24 protein-coding genes and 1 pseudogene are annotated in these 25,460 nt (G+C 58.4%); 7 read left to right on the top strand and 18 right to left on the bottom strand.

The genetic code is table 11. The features are described 5' to 3' along the window. Nucleotides 1–58: 58 nt before the first annotated feature. Nucleotides 59–1,066: a SphA family protein gene (locus tag BFE01S_RS42295; RefSeq protein ID WP_042275473.1), complete on the top strand. Its 1,008-nt coding sequence runs from the start codon at nt 59–61 to the stop codon at nt 1,064–1,066. Nucleotides 1,067–1,933: 867 nt separating this feature from the next. On the opposite strand, the gene BFE01S_RS05395 is transcribed toward BFE01S_RS42295, so the two are convergent. Beyond that, entirely contained in the window at nt 1,934–2,938 is a 1,005-nt protein-coding gene (locus BFE01S_RS05395; protein ID WP_028197565.1) for an oxygenase MpaB family protein, read from the bottom strand. A gap of 727 nt (nt 2,939–3,665) precedes the next feature. Here BFE01S_RS05395 and BFE01S_RS42720 point away from each other — a divergent pair. Continuing rightward, nucleotides 3,666–4,613: a helix-turn-helix domain-containing protein gene (locus BFE01S_RS42720; protein ID WP_081833129.1), complete on the top strand. Its 948-nt coding sequence runs from the start codon at nt 3,666–3,668 to the stop codon at nt 4,611–4,613. A gap of 55 nt (nt 4,614–4,668) precedes the next feature. Here BFE01S_RS42720 and BFE01S_RS37545 read toward each other — a convergent pair whose 3' ends face one another. From BFE01S_RS37545 to BFE01S_RS37540, 11 genes are all read right to left on the bottom strand, one after another. Beyond that, nucleotides 4,669–6,132, bottom strand: a complete 1,464-nt coding sequence (locus BFE01S_RS37545) for a carotenoid oxygenase family protein (protein ID WP_042275470.1) — start codon at nt 6,130–6,132, stop codon at nt 4,669–4,671. A gap of 152 nt (nt 6,133–6,284) precedes the next feature. After that, a complete protein-coding gene (locus BFE01S_RS05380) occupies nt 6,285–7,763 on the bottom strand; it encodes an aldehyde dehydrogenase (RefSeq protein WP_042337237.1) in 1,479 nt (492 codons plus the stop codon). A 214-nt stretch (nt 7,764–7,977) separates the two neighbouring features. Further along, nucleotides 7,978–9,120, bottom strand: coding sequence for a methyl-accepting chemotaxis protein (locus tag BFE01S_RS05375; RefSeq protein ID WP_028197562.1), 1,143 nt, complete (start codon nt 9,118–9,120; stop codon nt 7,978–7,980). A 126-nt stretch (nt 9,121–9,246) separates the two neighbouring features. After that, nucleotides 9,247–9,912: a 3-isopropylmalate dehydratase small subunit gene (leuD, locus tag BFE01S_RS05370; protein ID WP_028197561.1), complete on the bottom strand. Its 666-nt coding sequence runs from the start codon at nt 9,910–9,912 to the stop codon at nt 9,247–9,249. A gap of 91 nt (nt 9,913–10,003) precedes the next feature. Continuing rightward, nucleotides 10,004–11,134: a porin gene (locus BFE01S_RS05365; protein ID WP_028197560.1), complete on the bottom strand. Its 1,131-nt coding sequence runs from the start codon at nt 11,132–11,134 to the stop codon at nt 10,004–10,006. An 84-nt stretch (nt 11,135–11,218) separates the two neighbouring features. After that, complete coding sequence (locus BFE01S_RS05360) at nt 11,219–12,535, bottom strand: MFS transporter (protein WP_028197559.1); 1,317 nt, start codon at nt 12,533–12,535, stop codon at nt 11,219–11,221. Nucleotides 12,536–12,622: 87 nt separating this feature from the next. Further along, the gene (locus tag BFE01S_RS05355) at nt 12,623–13,576 is read right to left on the bottom strand and encodes a PDR/VanB family oxidoreductase (protein ID WP_042275464.1); all 954 of its coding nucleotides are present in this window, start codon (nt 13,574–13,576) and stop codon (nt 12,623–12,625) included. A 4-nt stretch (nt 13,577–13,580) separates the two neighbouring features. Beyond that, nucleotides 13,581–14,657 (bottom strand): aromatic ring-hydroxylating dioxygenase subunit alpha, encoded by a 1,077-nt coding sequence (locus BFE01S_RS05350; RefSeq protein WP_042275460.1) that lies wholly within the window; start codon nt 14,655–14,657, stop codon nt 13,581–13,583. A 225-nt stretch (nt 14,658–14,882) separates the two neighbouring features. After that, nucleotides 14,883–15,944 carry a gentisate 1,2-dioxygenase gene (gene gtdA, locus BFE01S_RS05345; protein ID WP_028224620.1) on the bottom strand — a complete coding sequence of 354 codons (1,062 nt, stop codon included), beginning with the start codon at nt 15,942–15,944 and terminating at the stop codon, nt 14,883–14,885. Nucleotides 15,945–15,946: 2 nt separating this feature from the next. Next, nucleotides 15,947–16,816, bottom strand: coding sequence for a fumarylacetoacetate hydrolase family protein (locus BFE01S_RS05340; protein WP_028197555.1), 870 nt, complete (start codon nt 16,814–16,816; stop codon nt 15,947–15,949). A gap of 66 nt (nt 16,817–16,882) precedes the next feature. After that, nucleotides 16,883–18,115 (bottom strand): 3-hydroxybenzoate 6-monooxygenase, encoded by a 1,233-nt coding sequence (locus BFE01S_RS37540; protein ID WP_042337236.1) that lies wholly within the window; start codon nt 18,113–18,115, stop codon nt 16,883–16,885. Between the two features lie 156 nt (nt 18,116–18,271). Here BFE01S_RS37540 and BFE01S_RS05330 point away from each other — a divergent pair, with 156 nt between their 5' ends. Further along, nucleotides 18,272–19,168: a LysR family transcriptional regulator gene (locus tag BFE01S_RS05330; protein ID WP_028197554.1), complete on the top strand. Its 897-nt coding sequence runs from the start codon at nt 18,272–18,274 to the stop codon at nt 19,166–19,168. Nucleotides 19,169–19,432: 264 nt separating this feature from the next. Here BFE01S_RS05330 and BFE01S_RS42290 read toward each other — a convergent pair. The 5 genes and pseudogenes from BFE01S_RS42290 to BFE01S_RS37525 all read right to left on the bottom strand — a co-directional run. After that, nucleotides 19,433–19,912, bottom strand: a pseudogene (locus tag BFE01S_RS42290) (OmpW/AlkL family protein); the annotation flags it as partial. A gap of 297 nt (nt 19,913–20,209) precedes the next feature. Continuing rightward, nucleotides 20,210–20,374 (bottom strand): aldehyde dehydrogenase family protein, encoded by a 165-nt coding sequence (locus BFE01S_RS45665; protein WP_322787812.1) that lies wholly within the window; start codon nt 20,372–20,374, stop codon nt 20,210–20,212. Next, nucleotides 20,371–20,817, bottom strand: coding sequence for a flavin reductase family protein (locus BFE01S_RS45660; RefSeq protein WP_052660761.1), 447 nt, complete (start codon nt 20,815–20,817; stop codon nt 20,371–20,373). Before BFE01S_RS45660 ends, BFE01S_RS45665 begins: the two co-directional genes overlap by 4 nt. Nucleotides 20,818–20,912: 95 nt before the next feature. Then, nucleotides 20,913–21,341 (bottom strand): hypothetical protein, encoded by a 429-nt coding sequence (locus BFE01S_RS05315; RefSeq protein WP_028197553.1) that lies wholly within the window; start codon nt 21,339–21,341, stop codon nt 20,913–20,915. After that, nucleotides 21,301–21,951, bottom strand: a complete 651-nt coding sequence (locus tag BFE01S_RS37525; protein ID WP_028197552.1) for a transporter permease — start codon at nt 21,949–21,951, stop codon at nt 21,301–21,303. The genes BFE01S_RS05315 and BFE01S_RS37525 overlap by 41 nt, the downstream gene beginning before the upstream one ends. 116 nt (nt 21,952–22,067) lie before the next feature. On the opposite strand from BFE01S_RS37525, the gene BFE01S_RS46210 reads away from it, so the two are divergent. The 3 genes from BFE01S_RS46210 (at nt 22,068) to BFE01S_RS05300 (ending at nt 23,220) form a co-directional block, all read left to right on the top strand. After that, nucleotides 22,068–22,202 carry a cupin domain-containing protein gene (locus BFE01S_RS46210; protein ID WP_255246794.1) on the top strand — a complete coding sequence of 45 codons (135 nt, stop codon included), beginning with the start codon at nt 22,068–22,070 and terminating at the stop codon, nt 22,200–22,202. 6 nt (nt 22,203–22,208) lie between these two features. Next, nucleotides 22,209–22,799 (top strand): helix-turn-helix domain-containing protein, encoded by a 591-nt coding sequence (locus BFE01S_RS37520; protein ID WP_244144085.1) that lies wholly within the window; start codon nt 22,209–22,211, stop codon nt 22,797–22,799. Between the two features lie 109 nt (nt 22,800–22,908). After that, nucleotides 22,909–23,220, top strand: coding sequence for a cupin domain-containing protein (locus BFE01S_RS05300; RefSeq protein ID WP_028197551.1), 312 nt, complete (start codon nt 22,909–22,911; stop codon nt 23,218–23,220). A gap of 189 nt (nt 23,221–23,409) precedes the next feature. Here the strand turns inward: BFE01S_RS05300 and BFE01S_RS05295 are convergent, their stop codons facing one another. Next, nucleotides 23,410–23,694, bottom strand: coding sequence for a hypothetical protein (locus BFE01S_RS05295; protein ID WP_028197550.1), 285 nt, complete (start codon nt 23,692–23,694; stop codon nt 23,410–23,412). An 869-nt stretch (nt 23,695–24,563) separates the two neighbouring features. Here BFE01S_RS05295 and BFE01S_RS05290 point away from each other — a divergent pair. Beyond that, nucleotides 24,564–25,397 (top strand): DUF932 domain-containing protein, encoded by an 834-nt coding sequence (locus BFE01S_RS05290; RefSeq protein ID WP_028197549.1) that lies wholly within the window; start codon nt 24,564–24,566, stop codon nt 25,395–25,397. Nucleotides 25,398–25,460: the final 63 nt, after the last annotated feature.

The raw sequence follows: 25,460 nt of genomic DNA, 5'->3' as shown, positions 1-25,460 counted from the left end.
GCTCCTCAAGTGAAGGAGCGACTCGAGCAAAACCATCATAAAAGACAAGGAGACGGCGATGAAATGCACACGCGGACGTTGGAAGAGCGCAGCGTCGAAGATAACTATTGGCCTCGCGGCCTGCGCCGCGCTTAACGCTCGGGCCGTACCACCAACGGTGACGCTACCGAATGGCCTCGATCTCGGCAATACGTCATTCCTGGACGGATTCGGTGGGAACCCCGGTGATCTCGCTGTGCAGAGCTATCTGACGTTCGCACATGCCAACGCCTATAAAACTAACAACGGCTCCAATTCTCCCCTCTTCAACGATCCGCAGTTGAACGTCACCACGTTGGTGGAACAGGTTCTCTACGAGTTACCCACTGCAACAACAATTCTTGGCGGTCATCCCGGGATTGACGTGATCGTGCCGTTAGTGAATCTGAATTCGTCGTTTAGCCCGCCGCCTCCGTATCCCGGAGTCATGCCAACAAGTGGACACGCAGGCCTCGGCGACATGAACCTGGGCGCGCTCCTTCAATGGGATCCAGTGACAGTTGACGGGCATCCAGTCTTTGTTAGTCGCGCCGAAGTGTATGGGATGTTGCCGACGGGCAAGTATGACCGGACAACAGACATAAATCCGGGGAATCACTTCTGGGGCATCGGTATCACTGGATCGTTCACATTTCTCCTGGGCCCAGACTTTGAGATCAGCTTGCGTCCGCACTACCAGTACAGTTTCAAGAACGGTTCACCAGCCAGCAGCGCACCGCTTGACCCAGGTATCGAAGACACTCAGGCTGGCCAGGTTTTCTATACGAACTTTGCCGCCTCCTACAAAGTGACGGACAAGCTGCGCATGGGTATTAACGGATACTACCTGCGCCAGATCACAGACAACCGCGTCAATGGTTCCGCGATCGCGGACTCGCGGGAGCAGGTGCTTGGTATCGGGCCAGGAGTCTACTACGACCTGTCGAAGGGAGATAAATTCTGGCTCAACACCTACACAGAAACGCTCGTTAGAAATCGGTTTAGAAACAGCGCGGTTGTGAATTTGCGCTGGATTCACATCTTCTAGAAAAAACGTAGGGTGCGGTCGGGTCGCTCGCGGCATTGCTGCGAGCGACATTACCTCTCGAAGGTTCTACCATGCCTGATGAATATGCCCGTTTTTTGCCCAAAGCGCGACGGGGAGTCCGCGTAAGACTCCACCCCGGCGTATCTGCCCCAGACCATCCACATCACACGGTTGCGCAGCAACGTCCCCTCGCGCCCAACCAATCGATACGCCATACGGATCTATGCATGTAAGCGTGAATTGCGGCAAGCGAATGACGGATATGACGCGCATACAGAGATGTTTCAGCTCCGATTCGTCACTGTTCAGACGGATCGATTTACTCCAGGCGCTTGCTGGAGGCGGATATATATAAGTCCGGTGATATTTGAAAGCGCATGCGTGAACACCGCTTTGGCGAGCCAGTCTCGAAGATTGCACGCAGGCGAATAACTCCCAGGGTGCCCCCGGGGCTGGCAAAATGATACCCGCCGTTGGTGGCGTAGGCCGATCGGAATCTATTCACTGTCCTCCGACCGAACTGCATACCGATACGTCGGGAACAGAGACTCGCTGGGATGCGCAACGCCATGTTCTCCGCATACCGCGTGGTCGCAACAAAATGTCGCCTGTCCAAATACCAAGGTCCGCGGCGGCTGCGTTTAGTTCTCAACATTCATCCTTCCGCCGCCCACGCCGCCTGCGGTTTATCCCGGATCCCCTTGCCTTCCTCTCCCCATAGGACTGGTTTTCACACAATAACGGCAAATGCGGCGCAAAAAAAGAAGGAACCTAATACGAATGCTCCTACTGTCGGTACGGCCAGCGCTGCTTTGGAAATAAGTCTGGGTGGCCCCGATAATGGCCGCCGCACGGGTACAAAGATCGCTAGTGTCCGTCCTCTCCCTCACTGTCTGTGCCGATATATTCTTCCTTATGCGCCGCACGGCCATGAAACGGGCATCCGCTCCCAGAAGACTGCTCATGCCTGGGCTTTATCGGTGGCGTAGCCGCTGCCGCGCAGATAGCGAGCCGGGCGTCTCGCCGCTCGATGAACGTATTGGCGGGATCTGGGGCGAGTCGATCGCCTATCCAGAAGAAAGCCGCAGTTCCCAGGCGAAATGCTTTCAATACGAATGGATGAGGCTGCCTGATCTTGTATGGACCGAGCATCCACGCCGGAAGCAGACTGATGACCCACAGACGCCCGAACCATCGCAAGGACCGCGGGAAATAGCGATTCGCAAACTGCTCGATTATGTGCGCAGTCGCTTCGACGCCGAGAGGATGGTCACCATCGACGTCGCGCCCCTCATATTGGTCCATGAAAGCCATTACGCCTTCGAACGTCTCAGGGAAGCCACCAATCGGCCTGCCGCTCTTTACATTGAGAAAGAGGCCAGTCATCTTTGTCCAGAACCTGACTGCAACGCGCTTTTCCTTTTCCGAGAAGCCACGTAACCCGACCCGCCTCATCAAGCGGTGCATGCCTGCAGCCTCGTAACACAACGTATACATGTAGATGTCATCGTCCGCGAATGTGTCCGGGCCCTCTTCCGGGTACTTCTTCGCATAGAACGCGTGGATACGATTGATCGAGTCGACGTTTCGCTTCGTCTCGTCATGCGTCGAGCCATAATGCCACCACGTCTGCATTTTCCATGACGTATCATCTGCGCGTCGATCCGGCGCGCGGACGATTTTTCCCTTGCCGCCGTCGAGAAGCACCTTCGCCCCAAACTCACTGATGATGAAGTGCGGAAACGTAACCGCGTAGATTAGGTTCATCACGAAATCATTGGCCCGGTACGCGGTCATCAACTTCCAGATTTCGTCACAGTCCCGCTCTTCATCGAGGGACTCGATTCGCTTGGCAATCCACTTATAGGCCATCTTTGCCTCCGTTATTTGATTCTTTCTTGTGGTAAGTGCACAGACCTGTTCATCGCGGCGCCCGGGGAGACAATGCTCCGACACTCTGCGTCAGGGACGACTTGCCATCGCTGCATCGGCAACATCGCTCTCCTGTGAACGCAGGGCCTTGCTCCCGCGCAAAACTATCCAGTGGCACGCACGCAAATTCCGCTACGTTATGTCTGTATCTCCGACGCATTTGCGACGCGAGGCTTTTCAACACCGTTAGTCTAGAAGCCCCTGAGCAGCGAATCTTGCCTGCCCGTGACTTACCGATATCTGATAACGACAATTGAATCTGTGCGGATTCACTATCCGGCTAGTAGGGGGCCGGCATTATCTGATGGCGCCTGGATCGACTCTGAAACGTATAGCTGCACGTAGTCGGGCGAGCGTTTTAACTGAACGTTTCACCACACCGACTTCCAGTGAGTCTGACGAGAGAAAGCATTCAGACGGCAGTGGCCCGATTTGGATTCCCCGGCCCACGGGGGAACCAGCCGGCCCAATGCCAGCTCACGCGCGAATACCGCAGATACAACGGGCATAAGGGAAAACACGTCTGCCGTGGCCGCGCAAATTTATCGAGAATCCGAGGAAGTTCACAACAATGTTCCGTGAATTGATGCGACTAATGAATCAGTAGGAGAGCAAAATCGGTACGCAACTGAGACATCAGGTTCTGCATGTCACATCTTCCAGCGAAATGTGCGCGTGGCCAGATTTAATCAGCGATCTGGTCGCAGGCAGCCCGCCCGAAAAAAATCGTCAGTCATGCGAATTCGAACCCATCGGCACGACACCGTTCGGCGGATCGATCACCTGCGGCGCCGTGGGAGCAGCACGGTTTGCGCGCGTCGCGGCGACACCCTCCGTATACAGGGGACAACCCAGATTAGGGTCAGATATAGCTCCGCTCTTCGTCGCATTGCAGACGCACGGCGACAGTCTTCTCGGAGACGGCGTCAGGCAAATTCGTCTATTGCCGGGAGAATGGACGGTCTTTGATGCCCGGTGCCCGTTCACTATCAGCAGCCAACACTGTATGGAGCTGATCTTCGTGAACGTCCCGGGTTTGATCCCAGCGCAGCCACCGAGGCAGCCACTCATCTATCCGACCTTTGAGCCTCCTGGAACATCGGGTTCGGCACGGATGTTTTCCGACCTTGTAGTCTCGCTCTTCAGGGAGTTGGAGAACGTCGATTCGAATATCGCGATATCGTCGGTCGACCTTCTCAGAAACCTGTTTTCTGACGCTTTTCGTATCCAATGCCCGTGGCCCGCACAACCACTGGAGACACAACGTCGTGCGGTGATGCAATTCATCGAAGAACATCTCTCAGACCCGGAACTCAGTCCGCCTTCCATCGCGAGCGCTCTTGGAATGTCAATCCGTCAGGTTCATCGCCTGTTCAAGCGGGCGGGTAGTCAGACCGTGGGCGAGTATATCTGGAAGCGCCGTATTCAAAGGTGCTCGGAAGAGCTTCGTTCCGGAGCGAACGCCGCGCTCAGCGTGACCACGATAGCCTTCCGCTGGGGCTTTAGCAGCTCGCCTCACTTTTCACGCGCGTTTAAGGAGGAAATGGGGCTGACGGCATCCGAGTACCGCCGTAACTTCCTGACTGATCCGGGCAGCGCAATCCAGCTCCGCTAACGGCTATCACCCCGCACCGCTACTAAGCAACGGTGCGGACACGATGGCTAATGCGCTAGGCGGCCCCGATCCGCGAACGGGGAATCCAGTTGCCATGGAATGCGAGCGGAATACGATTACTGATCCGAATCCTTGCGACGGGTTCCCCGTCAAACTCCCTCGCATCAAGAATAATCAATTCCGACGAATTTCGCGTAGGATTCCACCAGACCGAGAACAGCCATCCGTGATCTTCGCTATCCGGCGAAGGATGCGGTACAAAAATCGGCTCACCGGGGATCATGCTATAACTCTCTTCAATTCCCTGCAGTTGCATATTGCCTGTTGCAAAGTCGAACTTCGCCAGGCAATTGAATCCTTGCCCGCTCCTTTCAGGATCGACAGCCGCGAGATATCCGAATCGATGCTTCTTGCCCGAGACCGCCTCATTCAACCGGAGGAACTCGCCCTCCACCCCCTCGAATGCCATCTGAGCCGAACGCCGATTACGGGTATCGATAATCGTACGTACCATTCGAGGAAAACCAAACACCGGGGCTGTCACATGCGGAAAGGGAAACGGAAACACCTCTCCGATCGGAGGCACACTGCCTGTCTCAAGGAGGTCCGAAATGCAAGCATCGACGACGATTTCATCGTCCTCCTGGTAGGCATTCAGGAAGTGCGTAATCTGAAAGTCTTTTTCCTGCCTGATGGTGATCGTCGAACCATCGCGACGATTAACCAGAAATATCCGGGTGCCAGCCGATGTATCGAGAGACAGGACGCCTTTACCCTGCGCCACCACGCTCTCTTCCGCAACGTTATTGATAAGCGGGCTCAGAAAGAAAATGAACCAATCGTCGCTGAAGATAAAATCGTGGATCCACGCGCGACTATCCATTTTTACGGAGTGTTCGCTCTGCACTGCTCCGGCCTGATCTACTGCAAAGCACGTCAACATCCCGGCCCTAACGTCCTGCGCAATGAAAAGCGTCTCCCCGGTCGACGGATCGACGTGCGGGTGACCAGTGAGAAGCCTGTCTCCAAAGCGCCCCCCAAAATCGAAGGTTCCCTTCGTTTCCAGCGTGTCGGGATCAAGCTCCCAGTAGTGATTCCCGAGCTCATGAAGGGCCAACACCTTGCCCGCGAGCGCAATGACGTTAATCCCAGCGACGGTCTTGATCGGGGGAGCGCCGGGTGGCAATTCGCCTTGAGAAACATTCGAAACCCCATAAAGCCCGTTATAGAGCGCCCGTCCGGCCTTTTGTTCCACCATCAGACCTTCCGTCCCCACCCATTTGCACGCATACCGCACGCTGCCTTCGTCCAGGAAAAACGCGTGCGTCATGCCATCGCCATCAAACCAGTGAGCGCGGTCGGCGTTGAGCGGCTGGAAAAATTGCGAGTTTCCGGTTCGATACAGTACGCCGCTTAACTCGCGTGGGATCTTGCCCTCGACGATCGGCGCGTCCTCCTCATATTCTCGCGTAAGCGGCTCGAACGGGCCGTTAAGAAACGGATTTACCTCACTCCACATGTTCCAACTCCTGCAAAACGTCATTTTGTGTTTCAGGGGTCAAACGCGGTCATTTGGCTACCCCTGGGTTTCGAAAGATAGACGTCGCAGGGACACCAAACCTGATCGTTTTCAGGGTATCTTCCCCGTCATCGCGACGCCCACCTTGTTGATCAAACGGCGGGAAAGTAGATCGCCTTCGTCTCCGTGAACGTTTCCAGGCCCTCGGGACCACCTTCCCGTCCGATACCGGACTGTTTGAATCCTCCAAAGGGAATTGAAGGATCGAGCTGAAGCCCGTTGACCGTGAGGTTTCCCGTGCGAATTCGTCGTGCGATGCGCTCGGCTCGACCGATATCAGCCGAGAATATAGTGCCGCTGAGACCGTACAGACTGTCGTTTGCAATGCGGATAGCGTCTTCGTCTCCGTCGTGGCATATGATCGAGACGACTGGACCGAAAACCTCCTCACGAGCGATCGTCATATCGCTATGGACGTTGTCGAACACAGTGGGGGCGACAAAGTAACCGTGCTCGTGCCCCGGGGCGCGGCCTCCGCCAATGACGGGGTTGGCACCCTCACGTTTTGCCACGTCAATGAAGTCCAGCACGCGCCGGTATTGATTGGAGGTTGCCACGGGTCCGATCATCGTGTCCGGGTCCCATGGGCTTCCAACCTTCATCCCATCAATCGCGCGGATGTATGCGCTCATGAATTCATCGTGCCGCTTGCGCGGCACCAGAACACGTGTTTGCGAAAAACAGATCTGACCGCTGAACGGCATTGTGAACGGCGCTACGTTCGCAATCCAGGCTCCAATGTCCGCATCGTCACAGATGACTGAGGCCGATTTTCCACCAAGTTCCAGGCTGACTCGCGCGAGCCTGTCTGCACAGACCTGTGCAATGTGCTTTCCTGCCACGGTCGAGCCAGTAAAGCTAACCTTGTCGATCATCGGTTGGCGAATCAACCAGTCACCGACCTCACGACCAGCCGGCACGACGTTGAATACTCCTGGAGGAAGTCCAGCGGCGGCGACACACTCCGCAAGTACCAATGCGTCCAACGGCGTTTCCGGGCTGGGCTTCGCAACAACGGTGCAACCTGCTGCGAGCGCGGCGGCCAGCTTTTGCGTCAGCAGAACAAGAGGGGCATTCCACGGTACGATCAGCGCACATACGCCTACCGGCTCCCGAACGACTTTTACCCGTCCCGTTGGCACCGTGCGCTCATCCTCGAACGAAGATTGCGAAATCAGGTCCGCGTAAAAGTCGAAGTATGCCGGTGCGATCCCGGTAAACTGGCTCGCAAACCAGCTCGGCGCCCCGACCTGCGCCGTCCAAAGCCTGCCAAAAAGGGCGAGACGATCCCGCATCTCCGACGCAATCCTCCGAAGCACTACAGCCCTTTCCACAGACGGGCTACACGCCCAGGAGCCTGTATCGAATGCATCCCTGGCCACCTTAACGGCAGCACCAGCGTCTTCAATCGATGCGGCGGGCAACCGGAAGATCACCTCTTCGGTAATGGGCGAAACCAGCTCGAACTCCTCTGAGCCCTTCGGCGCGCACCACTCTCCGTTGATGAAAAAGCGCGTCCGAACGTTGTCGGACAGTTCACCGTCGAAATTGAATTGATCTGTCGCTGCCATTATTTGCCTCCTCAAGCGTTTCCCGGTATCGAACTGGAGGTTACGGAGGCAGCGCTCTGGCGTCTTGCCTGAGCATGACACCGCGATATCTGTGCATGACGTCCTGCAACCCCACAGGCGATAGCGTTGGCATTCCGGCGACTCCGGACCACTAACGGGCAACGATCAGGCGCAGGCCAAAGCTATCCGGAGCGCACATCTATAACGGATGCCGTCACCCGACGGACGCCTGATCCGGGGCAAACCTAAACAAGGCGACCTCAGCCTTCAACCTATGTGCCTGGTCGTCAAGCGATTCGGCTGCTGCTGCCGCCTGCTCAACCAGCGCTGCATTCTGCTGCGTTACCGAGTCCATCTGAACTATCGCCCGGCTTACCTGGTCAATGCCATGGCTCTGTTCTGCCGACGCACCTGCGATCTCCTCCATGATCCCGGAAACGCGCCCAACCGCCGTCCTGATACCATCCATGACCTGGCTTACGTCTGCCATATGTTGTGAGCCGAGTGCGATGCCGGCCACGGAGGCAGAGATTACTTCCTTGATTTCTTTGGCAGCCGCGGCCGAACGTTGAGCGAGGCTACGGACCTCGCCGGCCACTACGGCAAAGCCCTTTCCCTGTTCGCCAGCGCGAACCGCCTCAACCGCAGCGTTAAGTGCGAGGATGTTGGTCTGGAAAGCCAGTTCTTCAATAAGGCCGGTAATTTGCGAGATTCTGTTTGAGCTTTCGCTGATACACCTCATCGTGTCTCCCATCGCGACAACCATATTGCTTCCGGCGGCCGAGACCTCGGTGGCCTGTCCGACTAGCATGGTTGCCTCGCGCGAGCTCTCCGCATTCTGTCTTACCGTCTGAGCTATCTGTGTCATGCTTGATGCCGTCTCTTGCAGAGACGCGGCCTGTTCCTCCGTACGTGCAGAAAGTTCAAGGTTGCCTGCCGCTATTTCGCCGGCTGCCCTGGCCACGGCATCGGCTGACAATCGCACTGAAGACACCGTTCCTTCAAATCTATGCATCAGCTTGTCGAAGGCCAACGCGCCCCTACCGAACTCGTCCATGCGTGGACTGGCTGATCGCTGCGACAGATCCAGTGTCCTCGTAATTTCCTCAAAGTTCCTCCGCATGCGGATCAGTCCGCCACAGACAACGCGTTGAAGATGAACGGTCGCCCACAACGACATGGCAGTTCCGACGGCGCATGCGAAGATCACACCGCTCAAGAGAAAATCTGATCGAGTTCCCGAAATATTTCGGCCGAACAACTCGATCGCGGCCAGTGATGCCGACGTCACCGTCAGGATCGCGCATGATCCGAGCGCGAAGAGCAGCCGAAGCCTGATTGTTATTACTTTATTCATAGCCCTATCCCCGGCGAACACTGGATGACACGTCTTCCGTTATCAGTTCTCAACGCAGCGTGATGAAATCCATTCAGTAGAAGTGCTTCAGGATCTGAGACGCATCCCCGACTGTCCAGTCGCAGGTCATTTTCCGATCAGTGGAGATGTCAGGTGTCTGGCGAGCCACGGTTGGCTCTCTATCCGCTTTTTCTCGAAACTTCGAATCAGGTCGGCGTGACGCAAAGTGAGCGCGATGTCGTCGTAGCCGTTGAGCAGGCAATATTTCCTGAACGCTTCGACCTCGAACGAGTGCTCGTCACCACCCGACGTAGTTATGCGCTGCCGTTCCAGATCAATGGTCAACTGAAACCCGCAGTTTGAGCGCGTCTGCTCGAACAGATGTGTCACCTGCTCTTCCGGCAGCACGATCGGCAATAACCCGTTCTTAAAGCAATTGTTGTAAAAGATCTCCGCGAAGCCCGGTCCGATTAATGCCCGGAAGCCGAACTGCTCCAACGCCCAGGGCGCATGCTCACGGGAGCTCCCGCAGCCGAAGTTGCGCCGCGTCAACAGGATCGATGCGCCCTGATAACGGGGTTGGTTGAGTATGAATTCCTGATTCAGGGGACGTGTTGAATTGTCCATCCCCGGCTCGCCGTGGTCGAGATAGCGCCATTGATCGAATGCGTGTGGGCCATATCCCGTCCGCCTGATCGACTTCATGAATTGCTTCGGAATGATCGCGTCCGTGTCCACGTTCTCCCGATCGAGAGGTACAACCAGACCCGTATGTACGGTGAATTTGTTCATCATGCGGTGCTTTACAGATTTCAGTCGAAAGGACGTGAGCGAACCGGGGCGCAGTATCCCCGCGCGTCCCGGTCACGGAGCGTTGCGTGCCTTAGAAGCTGTGTCTGATCCCTACCATGGCCCCGAACTGACCGTCGCCCGCCGCCGGCGTCGTGCCTCCGCCGCCCGAGCTAACGGTAAACTGCGCCCTGGCGCTGTTATCGAGGTAAGCGCCTTGCGCGTATACGGCAGTGCTTTTTGATAGCAGATAGGTAAGGCGCAGCGTCCCCAAGGTGCCGCGGGTATCGTGCTGGGACACGATCATGCGGTACATCTCGCCATCAACGATAACCGCTGGTGTGGCCTGAATACTTGCCCCGGCGTAAAAGAGGTTCGCACGGACGCCCTCAACGCCGGGCCCCGTTACCGTCCGGGCGATCCATCCCGCACCCAGTCTCGCCGGTCCGATCTTTGCCCAACCGTTCGCTTCGATGCGCGCGTCCTTATCACCGCTTGCCGTGATCGGTACCGCCGCCACACCATCGAAAAAGCTCGCAGTCGCGTTCGCGCCACCTCTCTGTTCATCGTAGACAGCCGATGCGCCGAAATTACCTCCATCGTATTTCAAACGGGCGCTCCATTGCCTGCACGCAGTAAACTGGCCCGCAACACTACCCGCGCAAGTACCCTGCCCTGGAGCGTTCCCGGTTCCGGCGGAGTCCCTGCCAAAAGAATAGGTCGCGCCGAAGCTCAGCCCGTAATAGGTAGCACTCTGATAGACAACTGCGTTGTCGCTACGCGCATTAGGCAGGTATGCATCAAACGATGCTATTGCATAGATGTTTGGGCCGAGAATGTCAGATTCCTGGATTCCCCAGTACGCCATCGAATATTGCCGGCCGAAGGAGAGCGTCCCCCACGTAGATGATTTGATTCCAACCCAGGCCTGTCTTCCGAACAGGCGCCCGCCTTGTCCCAGATCCCCTCCACGCGGGTTGAATCCGTTTTCCAGCACGAAGAGAGCCTGAAGGCCGCCCCCAAGATCTTCCGCTCCACGCAAACCCCAGCGCGATGGGAGTGAACCCGTAACACCAGGCATTCGAACAATTGAATCTCCCTTGGCATTTGCGTGCGTAACATATTCGACCCCTGTATCAATAATCCCGTAGAGGGTGACGCTACTTTGCGCCAATGCCGGCGTCGCCGTGCAGACTGCCAAACCTGCGATGATGTATTGTTTCATTAGATCTCCGAATTTTATAATAATTGAACAGCCCTATATTTGGGCTACTCGAGTGCCGTTCAGTTCGCTTGCTGAGCTCAGACTCTATTCACGCCGGGCGCTTCTACGCAGCGCAACAGCAACTGCCGCGACGACCGCCGGGACAATGCCTGCAAGGAACACTTCGCTGACGCTCCAATGCAGTTCAAGGAGAATTCCGCCGATCAGCGGACCGCAGATAGAACCGATGCGCCCAATGCCGACGGCGCATCCGACGCCCGTAGCCCTCATGTGGATCGGATATATCTCGGCGGCTAGCGCGTTCAGTCCCGCCTGGACACCCTGTACAGCCACGCCCATCAGGACGCTCACGACGACGACCGTGTGAGCATTGCCTGCCGAGCTTGCCAGCGTCACGGCAAGCAGCATATATGCAACGAGCTCCGAGATGAGTACCCTTCGCGTACCGAACCGGTTCATCAACGGACCCTGCAGCAGACAGCCCACGACACCGCCCAGACTGAACAGCGCCACGGAACGGATTCCTGCAGAAACGGAGTGCTGAGCCGAGGACAGTACGGCCGGCATCCAGCTTACGATGAAATACAGTACGACAAGGTTCATAAAATAGGGTATCCAGAGCAGCAACGTCTGGACAGCGTGCTCACGTGCGAACAGGTCGCGCAGCGGCACGCGGGCCGCGGCATCCTCCGGCGCGTAGCGCACCAGAGACGGGTCCAGGTCCGGTGCTATTCGCCGAACAATTGCGCCCAGTTGTCGCTGTTTGCCCCCGCGTAACACGAGAAAGCGAGGCGACTCTGGCATTAGGGTGAGAGATAGTAAAGCGACCGCAAGAGGCAATGAACCACCGACGATGAATACAGACTGCCAGCCGTGAATGGGGATCAGTGTCGCGCTGATCACGCCACCCAGCACCGCACCTAACGGCATACCGCACATCAGGGTGGCGACAATGGTTCGGCTATGCCGCCGCGGGGCGTATTCCGACGCCAACGAAATCGCATTAGGAAGTGCCCCACCCAATCCGACTCCAGTGAGGAAGCGCAATATCAGGAGCTGATCATACGTTTCGACATACGCGGTCGCGATCGAAAGTGCTCCAAAAAGCACGGTCGAAAGAACGATCATCGTCTTGCGGCCAAATCGATCGGCAAGGGGGCCAAGCGAGACTGCCCCGAGAAGCATACCAAGCAGCCCGGCACTGAATACTGGACCAAAATGGGTAACGGGCACTCCGATCCCCCGCGAAATGACCGGGGCCAACATACCAATGATCTGTGTATCGAAGCCGTCCAGAACCGCCGTTAATATACAAAGCGATATGGCATAAAACTGCAGGCGACTCAGCGGTCGGGCGTCTATGACCTCGTGCACCTGTATTGAGGCCGATGATGTACTCATATTTGTCTCCGTGCGGCTGCGAGCCGCTCTTTTTGTTAATCAGCTTCGAACCGGCTGACGCGTCAGTCGAGAGATACGTCAAACGGCTTAAGGAAGGTCTACGGTGAGGCTTCCCCCATTGACCCGCGACACACAGGCGCACATCTTTACGCCTGCCCGCTTTTGCTCATCGGACAGGAACACATCACGGTGATCGATTTCGCCCGTGGATTGGACAACCTGTACAGCACACAACCCGCACTCGCCCTTTCTGCAATTGAAAAGCGGGTCGGCGCCGGCAGCTTCCAGCGCATCAAGCACGGTCTCGTCTGCGCCGACGCCGACCTCTATTCCGAGCCGGGGCACCTTTAGCGTGAACGGGCGATTTGGATATGCGCCACCATTGGCAAATGACTCGAACCGCAGATCGGCGCTTCGTCGACCATCAGCAACCCATGCATTCCTCGCCGCGGTCAACATACCGACAGGGCCGCAGACGTACATCTCTGCGTCGCGATCCAATCCGTCCAGCAGATTTTCGAAGGAAACGACCTCATCCAGGCTGGCGTCATAAATCTCTATTGCACGACCCAGACGCGTCTCTAACTGGTTGAGAAACGGCATGGATTTGCGATTCCGGCCAGCATAAACAAGACGAAACTCCGCGCGGGCAGTCAGCAACTGCTCGACCATCCCTACGATAGGAGTAATGCCGATACCGCCCGCCACGAGGATCCGCGGTACCGCGTGCGTCGACAGCGGAAACGCGTTATGCGGACCGTCAATCCGGAGCGCATCGCCTTCGCGCAGGCGCCACATGAAAGCCGAACCGCCCCGCGACGCTTCCACGCGTCGCACTGCGATGAGCCCCTTCGATCCACCATTCTGCGTGCCGATCAGCGAATAGGACCTCGACTGGGTACCCGATTCCAGTTGACAAAGAACATCAACGTGGCTTCCCGGCTGGAATGCAAGAGGCGCCCTGAAGTCGAGCTCGATAAGACGGACGTCGTCACATACCTGCTCGACGCGAGTGACATACACAGCTTGTACGTATTTCATGTCGCTACTCCGCTGCTTGCGAACCGATAGAGACAATGGGAATGACCGGATTTTTGCCGGTCCTTCCCTGCCGCTCACGTTCCACAAGCCGGTCGATGTAACGGCGCGCCAGTATGGCTCCGCCATCGACGTTAAGCGGATAGAATTCTCGATCGGGATAGCGCGACACCGCGCCCTGCTGTGCTTCGAGAATCGCCTTATCTTCAGCAAAAATTGAGCGTACCGCCTCGCGCCACTCTGTCGTGAGGCGCTGGCTGCTGAGCTTGTAGTTCCGTACGATTGCCCAGTAGTAGACGCATGAGGTCTCGGTCTCCGGCGTGCTCACATGAATCACGAAGCCCGTGATGCCCCGGCTACGATCGCCCTCAGGCGCGCCCGTGCCCGTCGGCGCGACACCGACGTCAATCGTGACGGTGCCAGGAGCATGAAATGTGATGTGTTGCCACCGGTCTACCGGCCCCTCCTTTCCAAGTTGCTTTTTGAAGAAGGGGGGCGGCTCGATGTTGACCATCCAGCGCGTCACCTCGACAGTGTGTTCTGTACGGGAAACGGTAAAGGGCGCTTCAGCAACGGCGCGATTACCGATACTGCCGTGATGGACGAAGGTCTCGTGGGTAAGATCCATGAGATTGTCGATCAGCAGACGATAATCGCATTGAAGAGGTGTCGTCCCACCGTCACCGGCCCAATCGGGGCTGTCATTCTGGAACAGGTTAGGAACGAGCGCTTCGTCCGCCAGCTGTGGGTCGCCCATCCAGACCCAGACAAACCGATGTCGCTCGACGACGGGAAAAGACCGCACGCAGGCCGATGGGTTCAGGGTCTCCTGTGATGGCATCTGGATGCAACGGCCGTCAGCTGCAAACACCAATCCGTGGTAGCCGCACGTGACAGCATCACCATTCAGTGTTCCAAGTGACAGGGGCAGCAAGCGATGCCAACAGGCATCCTCGAGCGCCGCTGCGGAGCCATCCAGTTTTCTGTAGACGACAATAGAAATGCCGCATACCTTCTTCGGCGTGAGCTGACGGCCAATCTCATGATCCCACCCAGCCACGTACCACGCATTCATTGCAAACATACTTCGTCTCCTCACTTGCTGTCGCTCTTATGGCGAACATTCGAAATGCTCTGCACGGCGCTTACGGCACGCCAGCACATCGTGGGGTCAATCCTGATTTATTCTGTACTCCAGAGTTGAACTCCGCGCATGCCACCGGCCCATCATCAAGGGCAACTACCGTGACATTCGCGATGTCCGAATTTCCGCGCCAAGGTTCAGCACGGCCCCGGAGCGCGGTGACGCTCAGTCGTCAAGCCGTTGCTCGCGCCAAAGTCCAAGTGCCTTTTGCGCGGGCCGGTCAGAGAAGCTGAAAAGGACTGCGTGCTCGGTCGTCCGGTGTGAAGTCACGCTCCACGACGGCGCAACGAATACGTCACCCACGTTCCATTCGATAAGCTCACCGTTTATCGTGCTTGTACCCTGCCCTTCTCGCACGCAATAAACCGTGGCATCGGTACACCGGTACGGTCGGCCATTGAATCGGACTGGCAACTGCTGAATGAACGCACCCATCGTCGGCATCGGATATCCGCCCGTCGTGGGATTGGTGTACTGGAGCTTGATACCGTGACAGTCATCCACACCACCGCACGCCAGTTGTCGGAACGCTTCCTTCACCCTCGAGTACGGGTAATGAAAAACCGGGGAGGAACTGCCCTCCGGGACGTACTCGATCGGCAGCATGTTCGAACCGTAGCGGGCAAGTGCGTCTCCCGCGGACCGTTCGACCTGCTGTGTCTCGCCGGAGGGATAGGCTTCGGCGAAACTCGCGTCAAAGAGGTTGACGATTGGGACGTCAAGGCCATCAAGCCAGATGACGGGGTCCTCGCCGAGATTGCCATGGTCATGGAAGGTCCAGGAGGGCGTCACGATAAAGTCACCCGGGGACATCGGGATGCGTTCGCCGCTAACTGCTGTATATCCGCCCTGACCTTCGATAATCAGACGCAGGGCGGCCGCGGCGTGTCGATGGCTTGGTGCCACTTCGCCCGGCAGGATCAGCTGAAGGCCGGCATACAGGCTCTGGGTGATCTGTGACATCCCACGGATGCCCGGGTTCTCGAGCACCAGAACCCGGCGCTCCGCCTCCTTCGCGGTAATCAGCTCTCCTGCCTCAAGGAGCAGCTTGCGCATATCCAGGTAGTCCCACTTATGTGCAACGCTGCGCGGCCTCGGCTCGGGCGTCACGAGCTGGGCCATCACAGCCCACAAGGGCGCCGAATTCTGTTCGTTGAGTCGCCCGTATAGCGCCAGGCGTTTCGGATCGTCCGTGTCCCTGGCCAGTTGAATATCGGGTGTCTGCATGGTCAAGCCCCGATCCCGCTGCTTCGAACATCTACGCGCATCGAGCCAATGGCATCGAACTCGGCAAACATGCTGTCACCCGGCCGAATCGACGCAACACCTTCGGGCGTACCGGTAATGATCACGTCGCCGGGGTACAGGGTATAGAAAGAGGAAGCAAATTCGATCAGTTCCGGCACACCGAGAATCAGCTCACTGGTGTTGGATTGCTGACGGATCTCCCCGTTGACCGCAATGGAGAATCCGAGATTGCCCGGGTCCGGAAGCTCGTCGCTCGTGACGAGCCACGGTCCCAATACCGTGTACGAATCCGGAGATTTGCGGAAGCTGCGCTCTTCCGGGCCCCGAATCGTGATATCCAGACCGATGCAATAGCCGGCAACGTACTTGAGTGCATCTTCCTTCGACACGTTCGCGGCTGTTTTCCCGATGACGACGGCGAGTTCGACTTCGTGATCGTTGCGACGATCGAGCTTGCGCAGCGCAACGCCTTGGGATGCACCGACGAGCGAGCTCGTCGCTTTCAGAAACAGGCCCGCGCGCTGGATATGGTTAATCTGGTTGTCATGATGCAGATTCGCATCGCCGAGCACTTCTTTCAGGTGCTTCTGGTAGTTCACCGGGGCTGCGACAATCTTTCCAGGGTTTGCGACCGGACTCAACAGCGCAACCTCAGAGAGCGGAATCGACCGCGCGCGCGGCGCTATCTCCAATGCTGCGTGTCGAACCTGCTCCAGATTCGCGATCAGTACATCATGTTCAGGAAACGGATAATGAGCCGAAGGAAGGACCTGGAGAGCTTCCGTTACGTCCCTGACTACATCGCCTTCTACAAGACCAAGGCGGTTTTCATTAAAGCGGCAGATCTTCATGTTTTATCCCAGCAGTATTTCTAGTGGCACACGTGACGCGTGGTGATCTGGTCAGGTAGTCCAACCTTAGTTTGTGGTCACGAGGCTCTCGCCTCGAAGCTGCGAAGTCGGGCGGATAGCACTGGCGTCATAGAGCCATGCCATACCATCCAGCGTCTGATCGAGGGAGCGTGACTGCAGGAACTGATTCCGCAACTCGCGATTCACGCCATTCGCGTGATAGAACTCGCCATATAATCGCGCGCTCATCTGGACCTTGCCCGTGCGCAGATAGCGCCGTTCCTGATATCGCACGAACGCGGTCGCGAGATCGTCGTTGGCATGGGCAATCTCGTCCGCAAGCACGACGGCGTCTTCCATGGCCATGCAGGCGCCCTGTGCCATGTATTGCAGCATCGGGTGGGCGGCGTCGCCCAGAAGCGTCACGTTGCCCTTCGACCAGTTCTTCACCGGATCACGATCGCACAGCACCCACATGCGCCACGTCTGGATTTTTTCGAGCAGGGTCTTCACGGTGGGCACTGCGTCACGAAAGCGAAGATGCAACTCTTCCGCGTCGCCCACAGCGTCCCAACCTTCCACGTATCGGTCGCTGTGGAATACGGCGACGAGATTAAACAACTCTCCGCCGCGCAGCGGGTAGTGAACGAGGTGAGTCTTCGCCCCGGCCCAGAGCGTCATCGTGTTGGAGCGCAAATCCTCCGGCACTTCGCTGATTGGAAGAACCGCGCGATATGCGATATGCCCGGACACTCGTGGACCACCGTCTCCGACGATCTGGCTCCGTACGGTCGACCAGAGTCCATCAGCGCCGATCAGCGCACGCCCCCTGACGTCGCCATCCGTCGTCTGCAATACAACGCTGTCGCCGTGGTCAGTGAAGCCGTTCACTTTCACGTTCGTCGACACTTCGATCAGATCCGAGCGCAGGCAGGCGTCCAGAAGAATCCGATGAAGATCGGCACGGTGAATTAGTGCATAGGGGTAGGTAAACCGGTTGAGGAACTGGTCGTCGAGGGGAATCGACACAACCTGCTCACCCGAGATTCCGTCCATCATCACCAGCCGTTGTGGCATCGCCGCCTTGGCACGGACCGCATCCGTGACGCCAAGTCGTTCGAAAACGTGGAAGGCATTGGGCCCGATCTGAATGCCCGCCCCGATCTCTTTGATCTCCTCGGCGCGCTCGAAAAGCCGAACTTTGAAACCGGCCTTGCTCAGGGCAAGTGCCGCTGCGAATCCACCAATGCCACCGCCCGAAATAAGGATGGGCAGCGAATGTTGCTGTCCTGATGCCATGTCTCCTCCGACTTATCTGCAAGTACATGAATGCGTCTGAACGCCCCCAGGTTCGGTGAGCCTTCACAACGTTGTCGATTCTAGGGACTCGCGGACCATCAATCTATATGTAACAATTGATAGGCATCGTCAAACAAATTGATAAAGGAGACAGAGGTGGACAATCTCGACCTGAAGAGCTTGATGGTGTTTGACGAGGTCTATCGAACGGCCAGCGTTTCGCGGGCCGCGGAGAACCTGGATCTGGGGCAATCGGCGGTAAGCATGGCGCTTGCCAAATTCCGGAGGCACTACAACGACCCGCTGTTTGTCCGAACTTCTGAAGGAATGCAGCCGACGCGTCTTGCCGACGACATAGTGGGTCCCATTCGCGAGGCCATGTCAGCGTTGAAGCTCACTTTATTGCATCGCACCACCTTCGATCCGCTTACGTCGAATCGTATGTTCGGGTTATGTATGACGGACATAGGTCAGCGGGTGATGATGCCGCGCCTGCTTGCTCATCTTCGGGAAGTTGCACCCAGTGTTCGCATTGATCTCAGTTACACCTCCGAACACACAGCTCACCAACTGGAGGCAGGTGAAATCGATCTTGCGATAGGCTTTTTGTCGCAGCTGGATGCAGGCATGTATCAACAGCAACTCTTTACCGATAGATTCGTCTGCATCGTAAATCGCGACCACCCGCGCCTTCGCGAAAACAGCGTCACGCTCGAAGAGTTCGAGCGTGAATCGCATCTGATTGTTGCCACGCAGGGAACAGGGCACGTAATTGTTGAGGAAACGCTGGAGCGCAACAACATCAGACGGAAGGTCGGGCTGCGTATCCCGAATTTTCTGGGCGTCGTCTCGAATATCGCAAGCACCGAATATCTCGCGATCGTCCCGGAGCGATTTGCACGTATCGTCGCCGAGAACACGCCGATCAAATTGATTGAACTGCCGTTCGCGGTGCCCACTTACCGGGTCATGCAACATTGGCACGAACGCTATTCTCGCGACCCATCCTTGAGCTGGTTTCGAGCGACCATCGGCCAACTCTTTCGCGAATAGAGGCATCACTTCTCTGCCAGTTGCCATTCTGCTTCCCCGTGCTGACGCAAACTAAACTTAAATCCATGCTGTCTGGGGCCGCGCTCGATAGATCCGCAAAAAGGCCGCCCGACCGTGATCACGGAGCAAGTCCCAGACCTCTCTCCGGCTCCCGCTTTTCGCGAAGGCAAGTGCGGCACGTTGAAAAGTTTTATCGCCCGACTGGAAGTCCCCACCCTCCAGGGCATCCCGTCGAACTGTTCGGTATCGACCGATAGAGCGCGTCTAGAAGCGAAATGCGATGCCAGCCTGGGTGACGAGGGGATCAAGACGGACTGCCGCATCAACAGGCGCCGGGCCGAGATACCCCGTTGCACTGGTGCGCGCGATGAATTTCTTCACGTCGACGAAGACCCCGATGTGTTTCGTTATCCGGTACTCGAGGCCGACCTGCCCCAGTCCACCCCACGCGTTGCGTGCCTGAAAATCGGTGACGGAGCCGTCCGTCGTGTTGAATATCTTCAGATATGTCACGCCGGCGCCGATGTATGGATAAAGGTTGTAGCGCGCAAGCCCCTGGAACTCGTACTGAAGCGTCAATGTGGCCGGGGCGTACTTCACTTTCCCGATGGTCCCTGGGCTCGCCACGGTTCCTGTCCCCGTCAATGTCGTTGTAGACGGCACGCCCACGGTGAGTCCCAAAGACACGCCTGGCGTAATTCGGTAGCCAAGTTCCGTGAGAAATGCCGCATTGTTCTTCACGTCTGCATTCGCGCCTGGTACGGGCTAGCCACCAGCCTTCAGATCGGCGTTCGCATTGAACGCAATCCAGGCAGCCCCGGCACGAATCCACCAATGACTGTCATCCTGCGTGGTTGGCGTCGTCAGAACGCTCTGTGCGTTGGCGGCATTATATGACATCATAAGTATTGCTAATGAATAGACAGTTTTACCTATCGAAAACCTGACTGTTGGAAAGATTACCTTCTGTCTCCTTGGATCTTTTTTTGACTTTTATGCTGTTACTACTCGGGCACAGGTTAGGTGCCCGCCTCCCTGCTTTCAATACGCGATAGAGATGGACTTCGGCGTTGTGTAGGCATCAATCGCCGCGGCACCATGCTCCCAACCAATACCCGAACTCTTGGATCCGCCAAACGGCAGGTTTGGATCGACCATATTGTGGGTATTGATCCAGACCGTTCCTGCCTCGATGGAGTCGGTCAGTGACAGAGCCGCGGAGAGATCATTTGTCCAGACACTTGCGCCGAGGCCACCCTCCCGGTGACTTCGCAGGCGAACCTGGCCAGGCTTGAGCGGAGCATCGGTACGTGGCTGCGAACTTCGAACTCCGGCATCAGATCCGCAGACGGTCGACCGCTGAACTGGGCCGATTTCCCTTCCTGCCCGTCATGCAGGATGCTTACGCCGTAGCGCCCGTGTTCGCTTATGAGGCGATGGGTCCGGCCCGGCTTCAGCGAGATCATGAGCGTCGGCGGGTCCAGGCTGATTGATGTGAAACTGTTTATCGTCATGCCATGCACGCTGCCCACCTGCTCACCTTCGACTGTGACAACGGCGATGCCGATGGCAAATAGGGACACCGCCCTACGGAACTTTGTTCGCGCATCGATCTCCGCTTGGGTAGGTTGCTCTTCCATCAAATCCATTTGTAGTCCTACATGCTTGTCACTCTTCTGCTCAGACAGGATCGCCACCGCCACGTGGCGAACATCCCCGACACGCGGTCATTGAGACCGCACTTCTATGCCGCAATGGGAGCCGACGTCGCGTTCTGCTCTCCCGCTTTCGGTCGTTCGCACCATGCTGCCATCCGCTGCGGACTGGAAAAGCAGTCCCATTGACGTTCCGGATAATTGAAATTGTCGGTGAATTCGTCTGCGAGCTCGCGATGCTGGTACAGGTTGAAAATGAATTGTTGCAACTCCGCCGGAAGAAGTCGGAGGTTCGTAAGCATGAAGTTGGTCCAGCGGGTTGCGCTCAGCACCCGATCCTGGCGCCGCATGTTGACGTGCTCGCAAAAGCGCTCGTCAAACACGTCCTGGCGGACGATCTCTTCGCCGACAATCCAGGCTGCATGGGAAGCCATGTTGGCACCCTGACCGAGCACCGGGTCAACGGTGGCAGGCACGTCACCAAGCGCGAGCGCCATCTTGCCGTCGCCAAGCGCCATGTGCGTGGTTCGAACCGTCGGTGTGCTGACTGGCAAATATGCGCTTGAGCAGCAGGACCCGGCCCGTCGTCGATAGCATCACGAACGCCAGAGCGATGGCACCCAGCGCGACCGCGGCAACATGGTGGCCGTATGTGTCGATCCTCGCGGCCAGCAGGAAATTGCTGAAACGGCCCGCGAGCCCTGTCACGCGCACCGCCACGCCGGTTATCGCGCCGCCGAACACCAGCCACCAGGCGGGAGACGAAAACCCCGCGAAGACGGTCTGCGCCGGCTCGACACTGAACAGCATCGCGAAGAGGAAAAACAGCAGTGTGGTCACGGGCTCTTTCAGCAGCCCAAGCGCCCATGAACAGACCGTGAAGAACACGAGGATCGCCGCCTGGGACATGGCCACCGGGTAGCCCCGGATGAGCGGTACGTAGCGCGTCGGGATGAGTGCCGCCACCCACAGGATCAGCAGGCCCGTACCGATCTGCTCCCCGTAACGCGCATGCACCGACCGGCGCCAGGGTTTGCGCGCGGGCCGCTTTACGTCGACCCTGGCTGCCTTCAGTTCACCCACTGTCGTCTCCACATCATCGTCTGCCTGCGAAACTGCTTTCATCATAGGCAGTCGTACAATGGCGATGATTCGACTGCCGGACATCTTCTTACGAAAACATGCCACGACGCAATGCATGGGATCCGCAGCCCAAGAGAGTGCCCGCCCCCAAGGAGCCGGTCATGGCGCATCTGCGCCTGCCACCCGCGGACGGCATCATCGAGTGGCACCGGCACACCTGGGGCCAGCTCGCCTGCACCCGGCTCGGGAGCATCCGCGTCAGTGCGCCCGGCATGATGTGGATCGTGCCGCTCTGACGCGCGGTGTGGATTCCGCCCGGCATCGATCACCAGGTAGTGATGCTCGGACACGTCGAGTTTCACACCCTCTATATCGAGCCGGGCGCATCGCCGTTGCCGCCCGATGCGTGCTCGGTCATTGAAGTTTCGGACCTGCTGCGCGTGCTCACCGGATCGCTCGCAGATAGCACGCAGACTTCGCCCCGCCACCGGTCCCTCGCCATGCAGTTGCTGCTCGAAGAAATTCGCGCAGCGCCCACGCTGCCCCTGGGCCTGCCATTGCCCTCGGAGCGGCGCCTGCGTGCGCTGTGCGCGGCGATGATGGAGGAGCCGGGCTCAAACCGCACCCTCCAGGATTGGGCCCGCGTCGTGGGCGCAAGCGACAGGACGCTGGCCCGGCTTTTCCAGAGCGAACTCAATACCAGCTTCGCGATCTGGCGCCGGCAGCTCAGGCTCTCACGCGCCATCGACCTCATTGGCCGCGGCGTTCCGCTGCATGTGGTCGCAGCCGAACTTGGATATGCCAATGCGCCGGCCTTCTCCACCATGTTCCGGCACGCACTGGGCTTTCCGCCCTCACAGCTCGCAGGCACGTCCGGCGCGCGGCGCCCGTAGGCCGCAGCAAGGACCGCCATCCCGATCGGGTCGGGCATCGAGGCGCGCGCCTGCACGGGCCTGTGCACAGGTTACGATGGACAGGATCTTTTCAGTCAGGAGCCAACCCGTGAAAATAATCCGCAGTCGCGAGTTCACGTCAGACAGGGCATGGGGTGCGCTCGACATAGCGACGATGCAGGGCATCAGCGTGCGCCTGCACTGGACGGACCAGCCGTATCTATGGCATGTGAACGATGGCGAAGAGGTCTTCGCCGTTCTCGATGGAGCCGTCGACATGCATTACCGCGAAGCGGGCGAGGAACAGATCGCCACCCTGCATGCCGGTGACGTCTTTTTCGCCGGCCTGGGCTGCGAGCACGTCGCGCATCCGCGCGGCGAGGCCCGTATTCTCGTTATCGAGCGCGAAGGCAGCATCTGAGCCCCTGCGTCATACAGCGCCCAGCGCCAATCCGGCCACCAGCCGGTTGCGCATTTCCTGGCATCGGCGACCGGCTGCGGGAGGCCCGATCTGGTCGGTCTCCGGTCGACGCCTGGATCGCGAGTGCCGGGCCGGACATCACACACCCTGGCCACGCGGCCAGCATCTCGCACCCCCCGGTCTGAAACGTCAGATTACGACCTTGCAGGTGCCCCAGGCGGTCTTGAGTATCTCGCCCGGCCGCACGCAGGCATCCCCCGCCGGGCGCGCAAGGAACGTCACGACCTTTCCGTCCTGATCCGTATAAGGCCCGATCTCCACCACCTCGAGTTCGAACGCATCCACATGAATGCGTGAGCCGATAAACGCACTCGTTCGCTCCCGCTGCGCGAGCGCGCTGGCAAGTGTCAGGCGACGGGGTTTGTTCCCTCCCGCGATATCGTCCGTTGATTCAGTCTCAGGCTGCACAGGCATCGTTATGTCATCGCTTGACCGGGCCATCATTGTAGCAAGCGCGCGCATGGCAGACGGCGCCCGCGCAATGCGGCAGACACCGCTTCCGTCATGATCAGGGGCGCCCCCTGCGCCGACGTTTCGCGCCGGGGGCGGCGCCAATGCACGTCAGCGAACCCATCATCACCAGCCAGCGCGTCCGCGGATGGGTCATTCATCGTCATATCGCACACACCACATCTCATGGGCGAGACTGCGCACGCCCCCGGTTAGCCAGTGCCTCCTTACGTTGTTATGCGGGCAACTGATACGCTGGCCGTCATCGCCAGCAGCCTGTCGTGAATCATCCTTCCTGCAAAGGGCGCCTCCCTGCGCTAACGCTCCGGGACCAGGGCTTTCGCGCTTCGCGTCGAGCCGCGGACCGCGTCTCGCCCCTGCCGGGCATCAATCCCTTGACGCAAAAACCCTCAAGACCCTCAACCCCTCAACCCCTCAACCCCTCAACCCCTCAACCCCTGAAAGACCTGGTCAGGTGGAGGCCGCATACGGCCCCCACGATCGCGCTCGCCGCGCGGCGGCTCATCCCGCTCAAACCCGGAGCTTCGCAGCCGCCTGCCCCCTGAGTTCCCGCCCGACACCCTCGACCGTAGCCGATGGCCGCCCGGTGTCAAGGGGCGAGGGACCGTGTTGCCCGCACCCCTCCCTCGCCTTTTTCCTTGACACCGGGCGGCCATCGGCTCCTTGAGTCGCACGGGCGCGAACTCAGGGGACTGGCGGCAGTACTGCCAACCCCGGGTTCCACCGGGACGAGCCCAACCCCTACGAGGCGGGCGGAATCTTGGGGCCCGGTCAGCGCAACACCCCTCAACCTTTTTGCTGTGGAGAGTGCCATGCAACTCGCTTCCTCCTTCCGTTACGGTTCCCCGATGCTCCGCTCCGACTCGCCGCTGTCGGACGACCAGATCCGCCATGTTGCCCCTTCGATCTTCGCGGACGGCAAACACGAAAGCCGCTCCGAACGCTACACCTACATTCCCACCATCGATGTGCTGCGCGGCCTGCGCAACGAAGGCTTCCAGCCGTTCATGGTCTGCCAGACACGCGTGCGTCATGACGACCGCCGCGAATTCACCAAGCACATGATCCGCATGCGGCACGCCGACGAGATCACCGGCGAAGAAGCCAACGAGATCATCCTGCTCAACTCGCACGATGGCACGAGCAGCTATCAGATGCTCGCTGGTGCCTACCGCTTTGTCTGCCAGAACGGCATGGTCGCAGGGGACACCGTGCGCGATATCCGCGTCCCCCACAAGGGCAACATCGTGCAGAACGTCATCAACGGCGCGTTCGACGTACTGGACGGCTTCGACCTGATCCGCGAGCAGAAGGAAGGCATGAAGGCCCTCACGCTCGCGCGCGACGAACAGCACGCGTTCGCGCGCTCCGCGCTCGCGCTGCGCTACGACCCGACCGACGCCGACGCGCCCGCCCCCATCACCGAAAGCAGCCTGCTTGCCCCGCGCCGCTTCGAGGACCGCCGGGACGACCTCTGGACAGTGTTTCAAAGGGTCCAGGAAAACCTCACCAAGGGCGGGCTGCATGGACGCTCACGCAGCGGACGCTCCATGTCCACCCGTCCCATCACCGGCATTGACCAGAACGTGAAGCTCAACCGCGCGCTGTGGATGCTCGCAGAAGCGATGCGCCAGATGAAGGCATAAGCACCTTCGGGGCGGACTCTCTGCGCCGCCCCTTTCCATTCGATCAGGACTCCTCTCCGGGTC

The sequence above is a fragment of the Paraburkholderia ferrariae NBRC 106233 genome (genome assembly GCF_000685035.1).
GTDB lineage: Bacteria > Pseudomonadota > Gammaproteobacteria > Burkholderiales > Burkholderiaceae > Paraburkholderia > Paraburkholderia ferrariae.
This window is presented reverse-complemented; position numbering and strand designations above follow the sequence as displayed.

Bases quoted from the DNA above. Each gene is read 5' to 3' on its own strand.
- BFE01S_RS42295 (WP_042275473.1), top strand. From the start codon at position 59: ATGAAATGCACACGCGGACGTTGGAAGAGCGCAGCGTCGAAGATAACT.
- BFE01S_RS05395 (WP_028197565.1), bottom strand. From the start codon at position 2,938: ATGGCCTATAAGTGGATTGCCAAGCGAATCGAGTCCCTCGATGAAGAG.
- BFE01S_RS42720 (WP_081833129.1), top strand. From the start codon at position 3,666: ATGTGCGCGTGGCCAGATTTAATCAGCGATCTGGTCGCAGGCAGCCCG.
- BFE01S_RS37545 (WP_042275470.1), bottom strand. From the start codon at position 6,132: ATGTGGAGTGAGGTAAATCCGTTTCTTAACGGCCCGTTCGAGCCGCTT.
- BFE01S_RS05380 (WP_042337237.1), bottom strand. From the start codon at position 7,763: ATGGCAGCGACAGATCAATTCAATTTCGACGGTGAACTGTCCGACAAC.
- BFE01S_RS05375 (WP_028197562.1), bottom strand. From the start codon at position 9,120: ATGAATAAAGTAATAACAATCAGGCTTCGGCTGCTCTTCGCGCTCGGA.
- leuD (WP_028197561.1), bottom strand. From the start codon at position 9,912: ATGAACAAATTCACCGTACATACGGGTCTGGTTGTACCTCTCGATCGG.
- BFE01S_RS05365 (WP_028197560.1), bottom strand. From the start codon at position 11,134: ATGAAACAATACATCATCGCAGGTTTGGCAGTCTGCACGGCGACGCCG.
- BFE01S_RS05360 (WP_028197559.1), bottom strand. From the start codon at position 12,535: ATGAGTACATCATCGGCCTCAATACAGGTGCACGAGGTCATAGACGCC.
- BFE01S_RS05355 (WP_042275464.1), bottom strand. From the start codon at position 13,576: ATGAAATACGTACAAGCTGTGTATGTCACTCGCGTCGAGCAGGTATGT.
- BFE01S_RS05350 (WP_042275460.1), bottom strand. From the start codon at position 14,657: ATGTTTGCAATGAATGCGTGGTACGTGGCTGGGTGGGATCATGAGATT.
- gtdA (WP_028224620.1), bottom strand. From the start codon at position 15,944: ATGCAGACACCCGATATTCAACTGGCCAGGGACACGGACGATCCGAAA.
- BFE01S_RS05340 (WP_028197555.1), bottom strand. From the start codon at position 16,816: ATGAAGATCTGCCGCTTTAATGAAAACCGCCTTGGTCTTGTAGAAGGC.
- BFE01S_RS37540 (WP_042337236.1), bottom strand. From the start codon at position 18,115: ATGGCATCAGGACAGCAACATTCGCTGCCCATCCTTATTTCGGGCGGT.
- BFE01S_RS45660 (WP_052660761.1), bottom strand. From the start codon at position 20,817: ATGGATTTGATGGAAGAGCAACCTACCCAAGCGGAGATCGATGCGCGA.
- BFE01S_RS05315 (WP_028197553.1), bottom strand. From the start codon at position 21,341: ATGGCGCTTGGCGACGGCAAGATGGCGCTCGCGCTTGGTGACGTGCCT.
- BFE01S_RS37525 (WP_028197552.1), bottom strand. From the start codon at position 21,951: ATGATGAAAGCAGTTTCGCAGGCAGACGATGATGTGGAGACGACAGTG.
- BFE01S_RS46210 (WP_255246794.1), top strand. From the start codon at position 22,068: ATGGCGCATCTGCGCCTGCCACCCGCGGACGGCATCATCGAGTGGCAC.
- BFE01S_RS05295 (WP_028197550.1), bottom strand. From the start codon at position 23,694: ATGCCTGTGCAGCCTGAGACTGAATCAACGGACGATATCGCGGGAGGG.
- BFE01S_RS05290 (WP_028197549.1), top strand. From the start codon at position 24,564: ATGCAACTCGCTTCCTCCTTCCGTTACGGTTCCCCGATGCTCCGCTCC.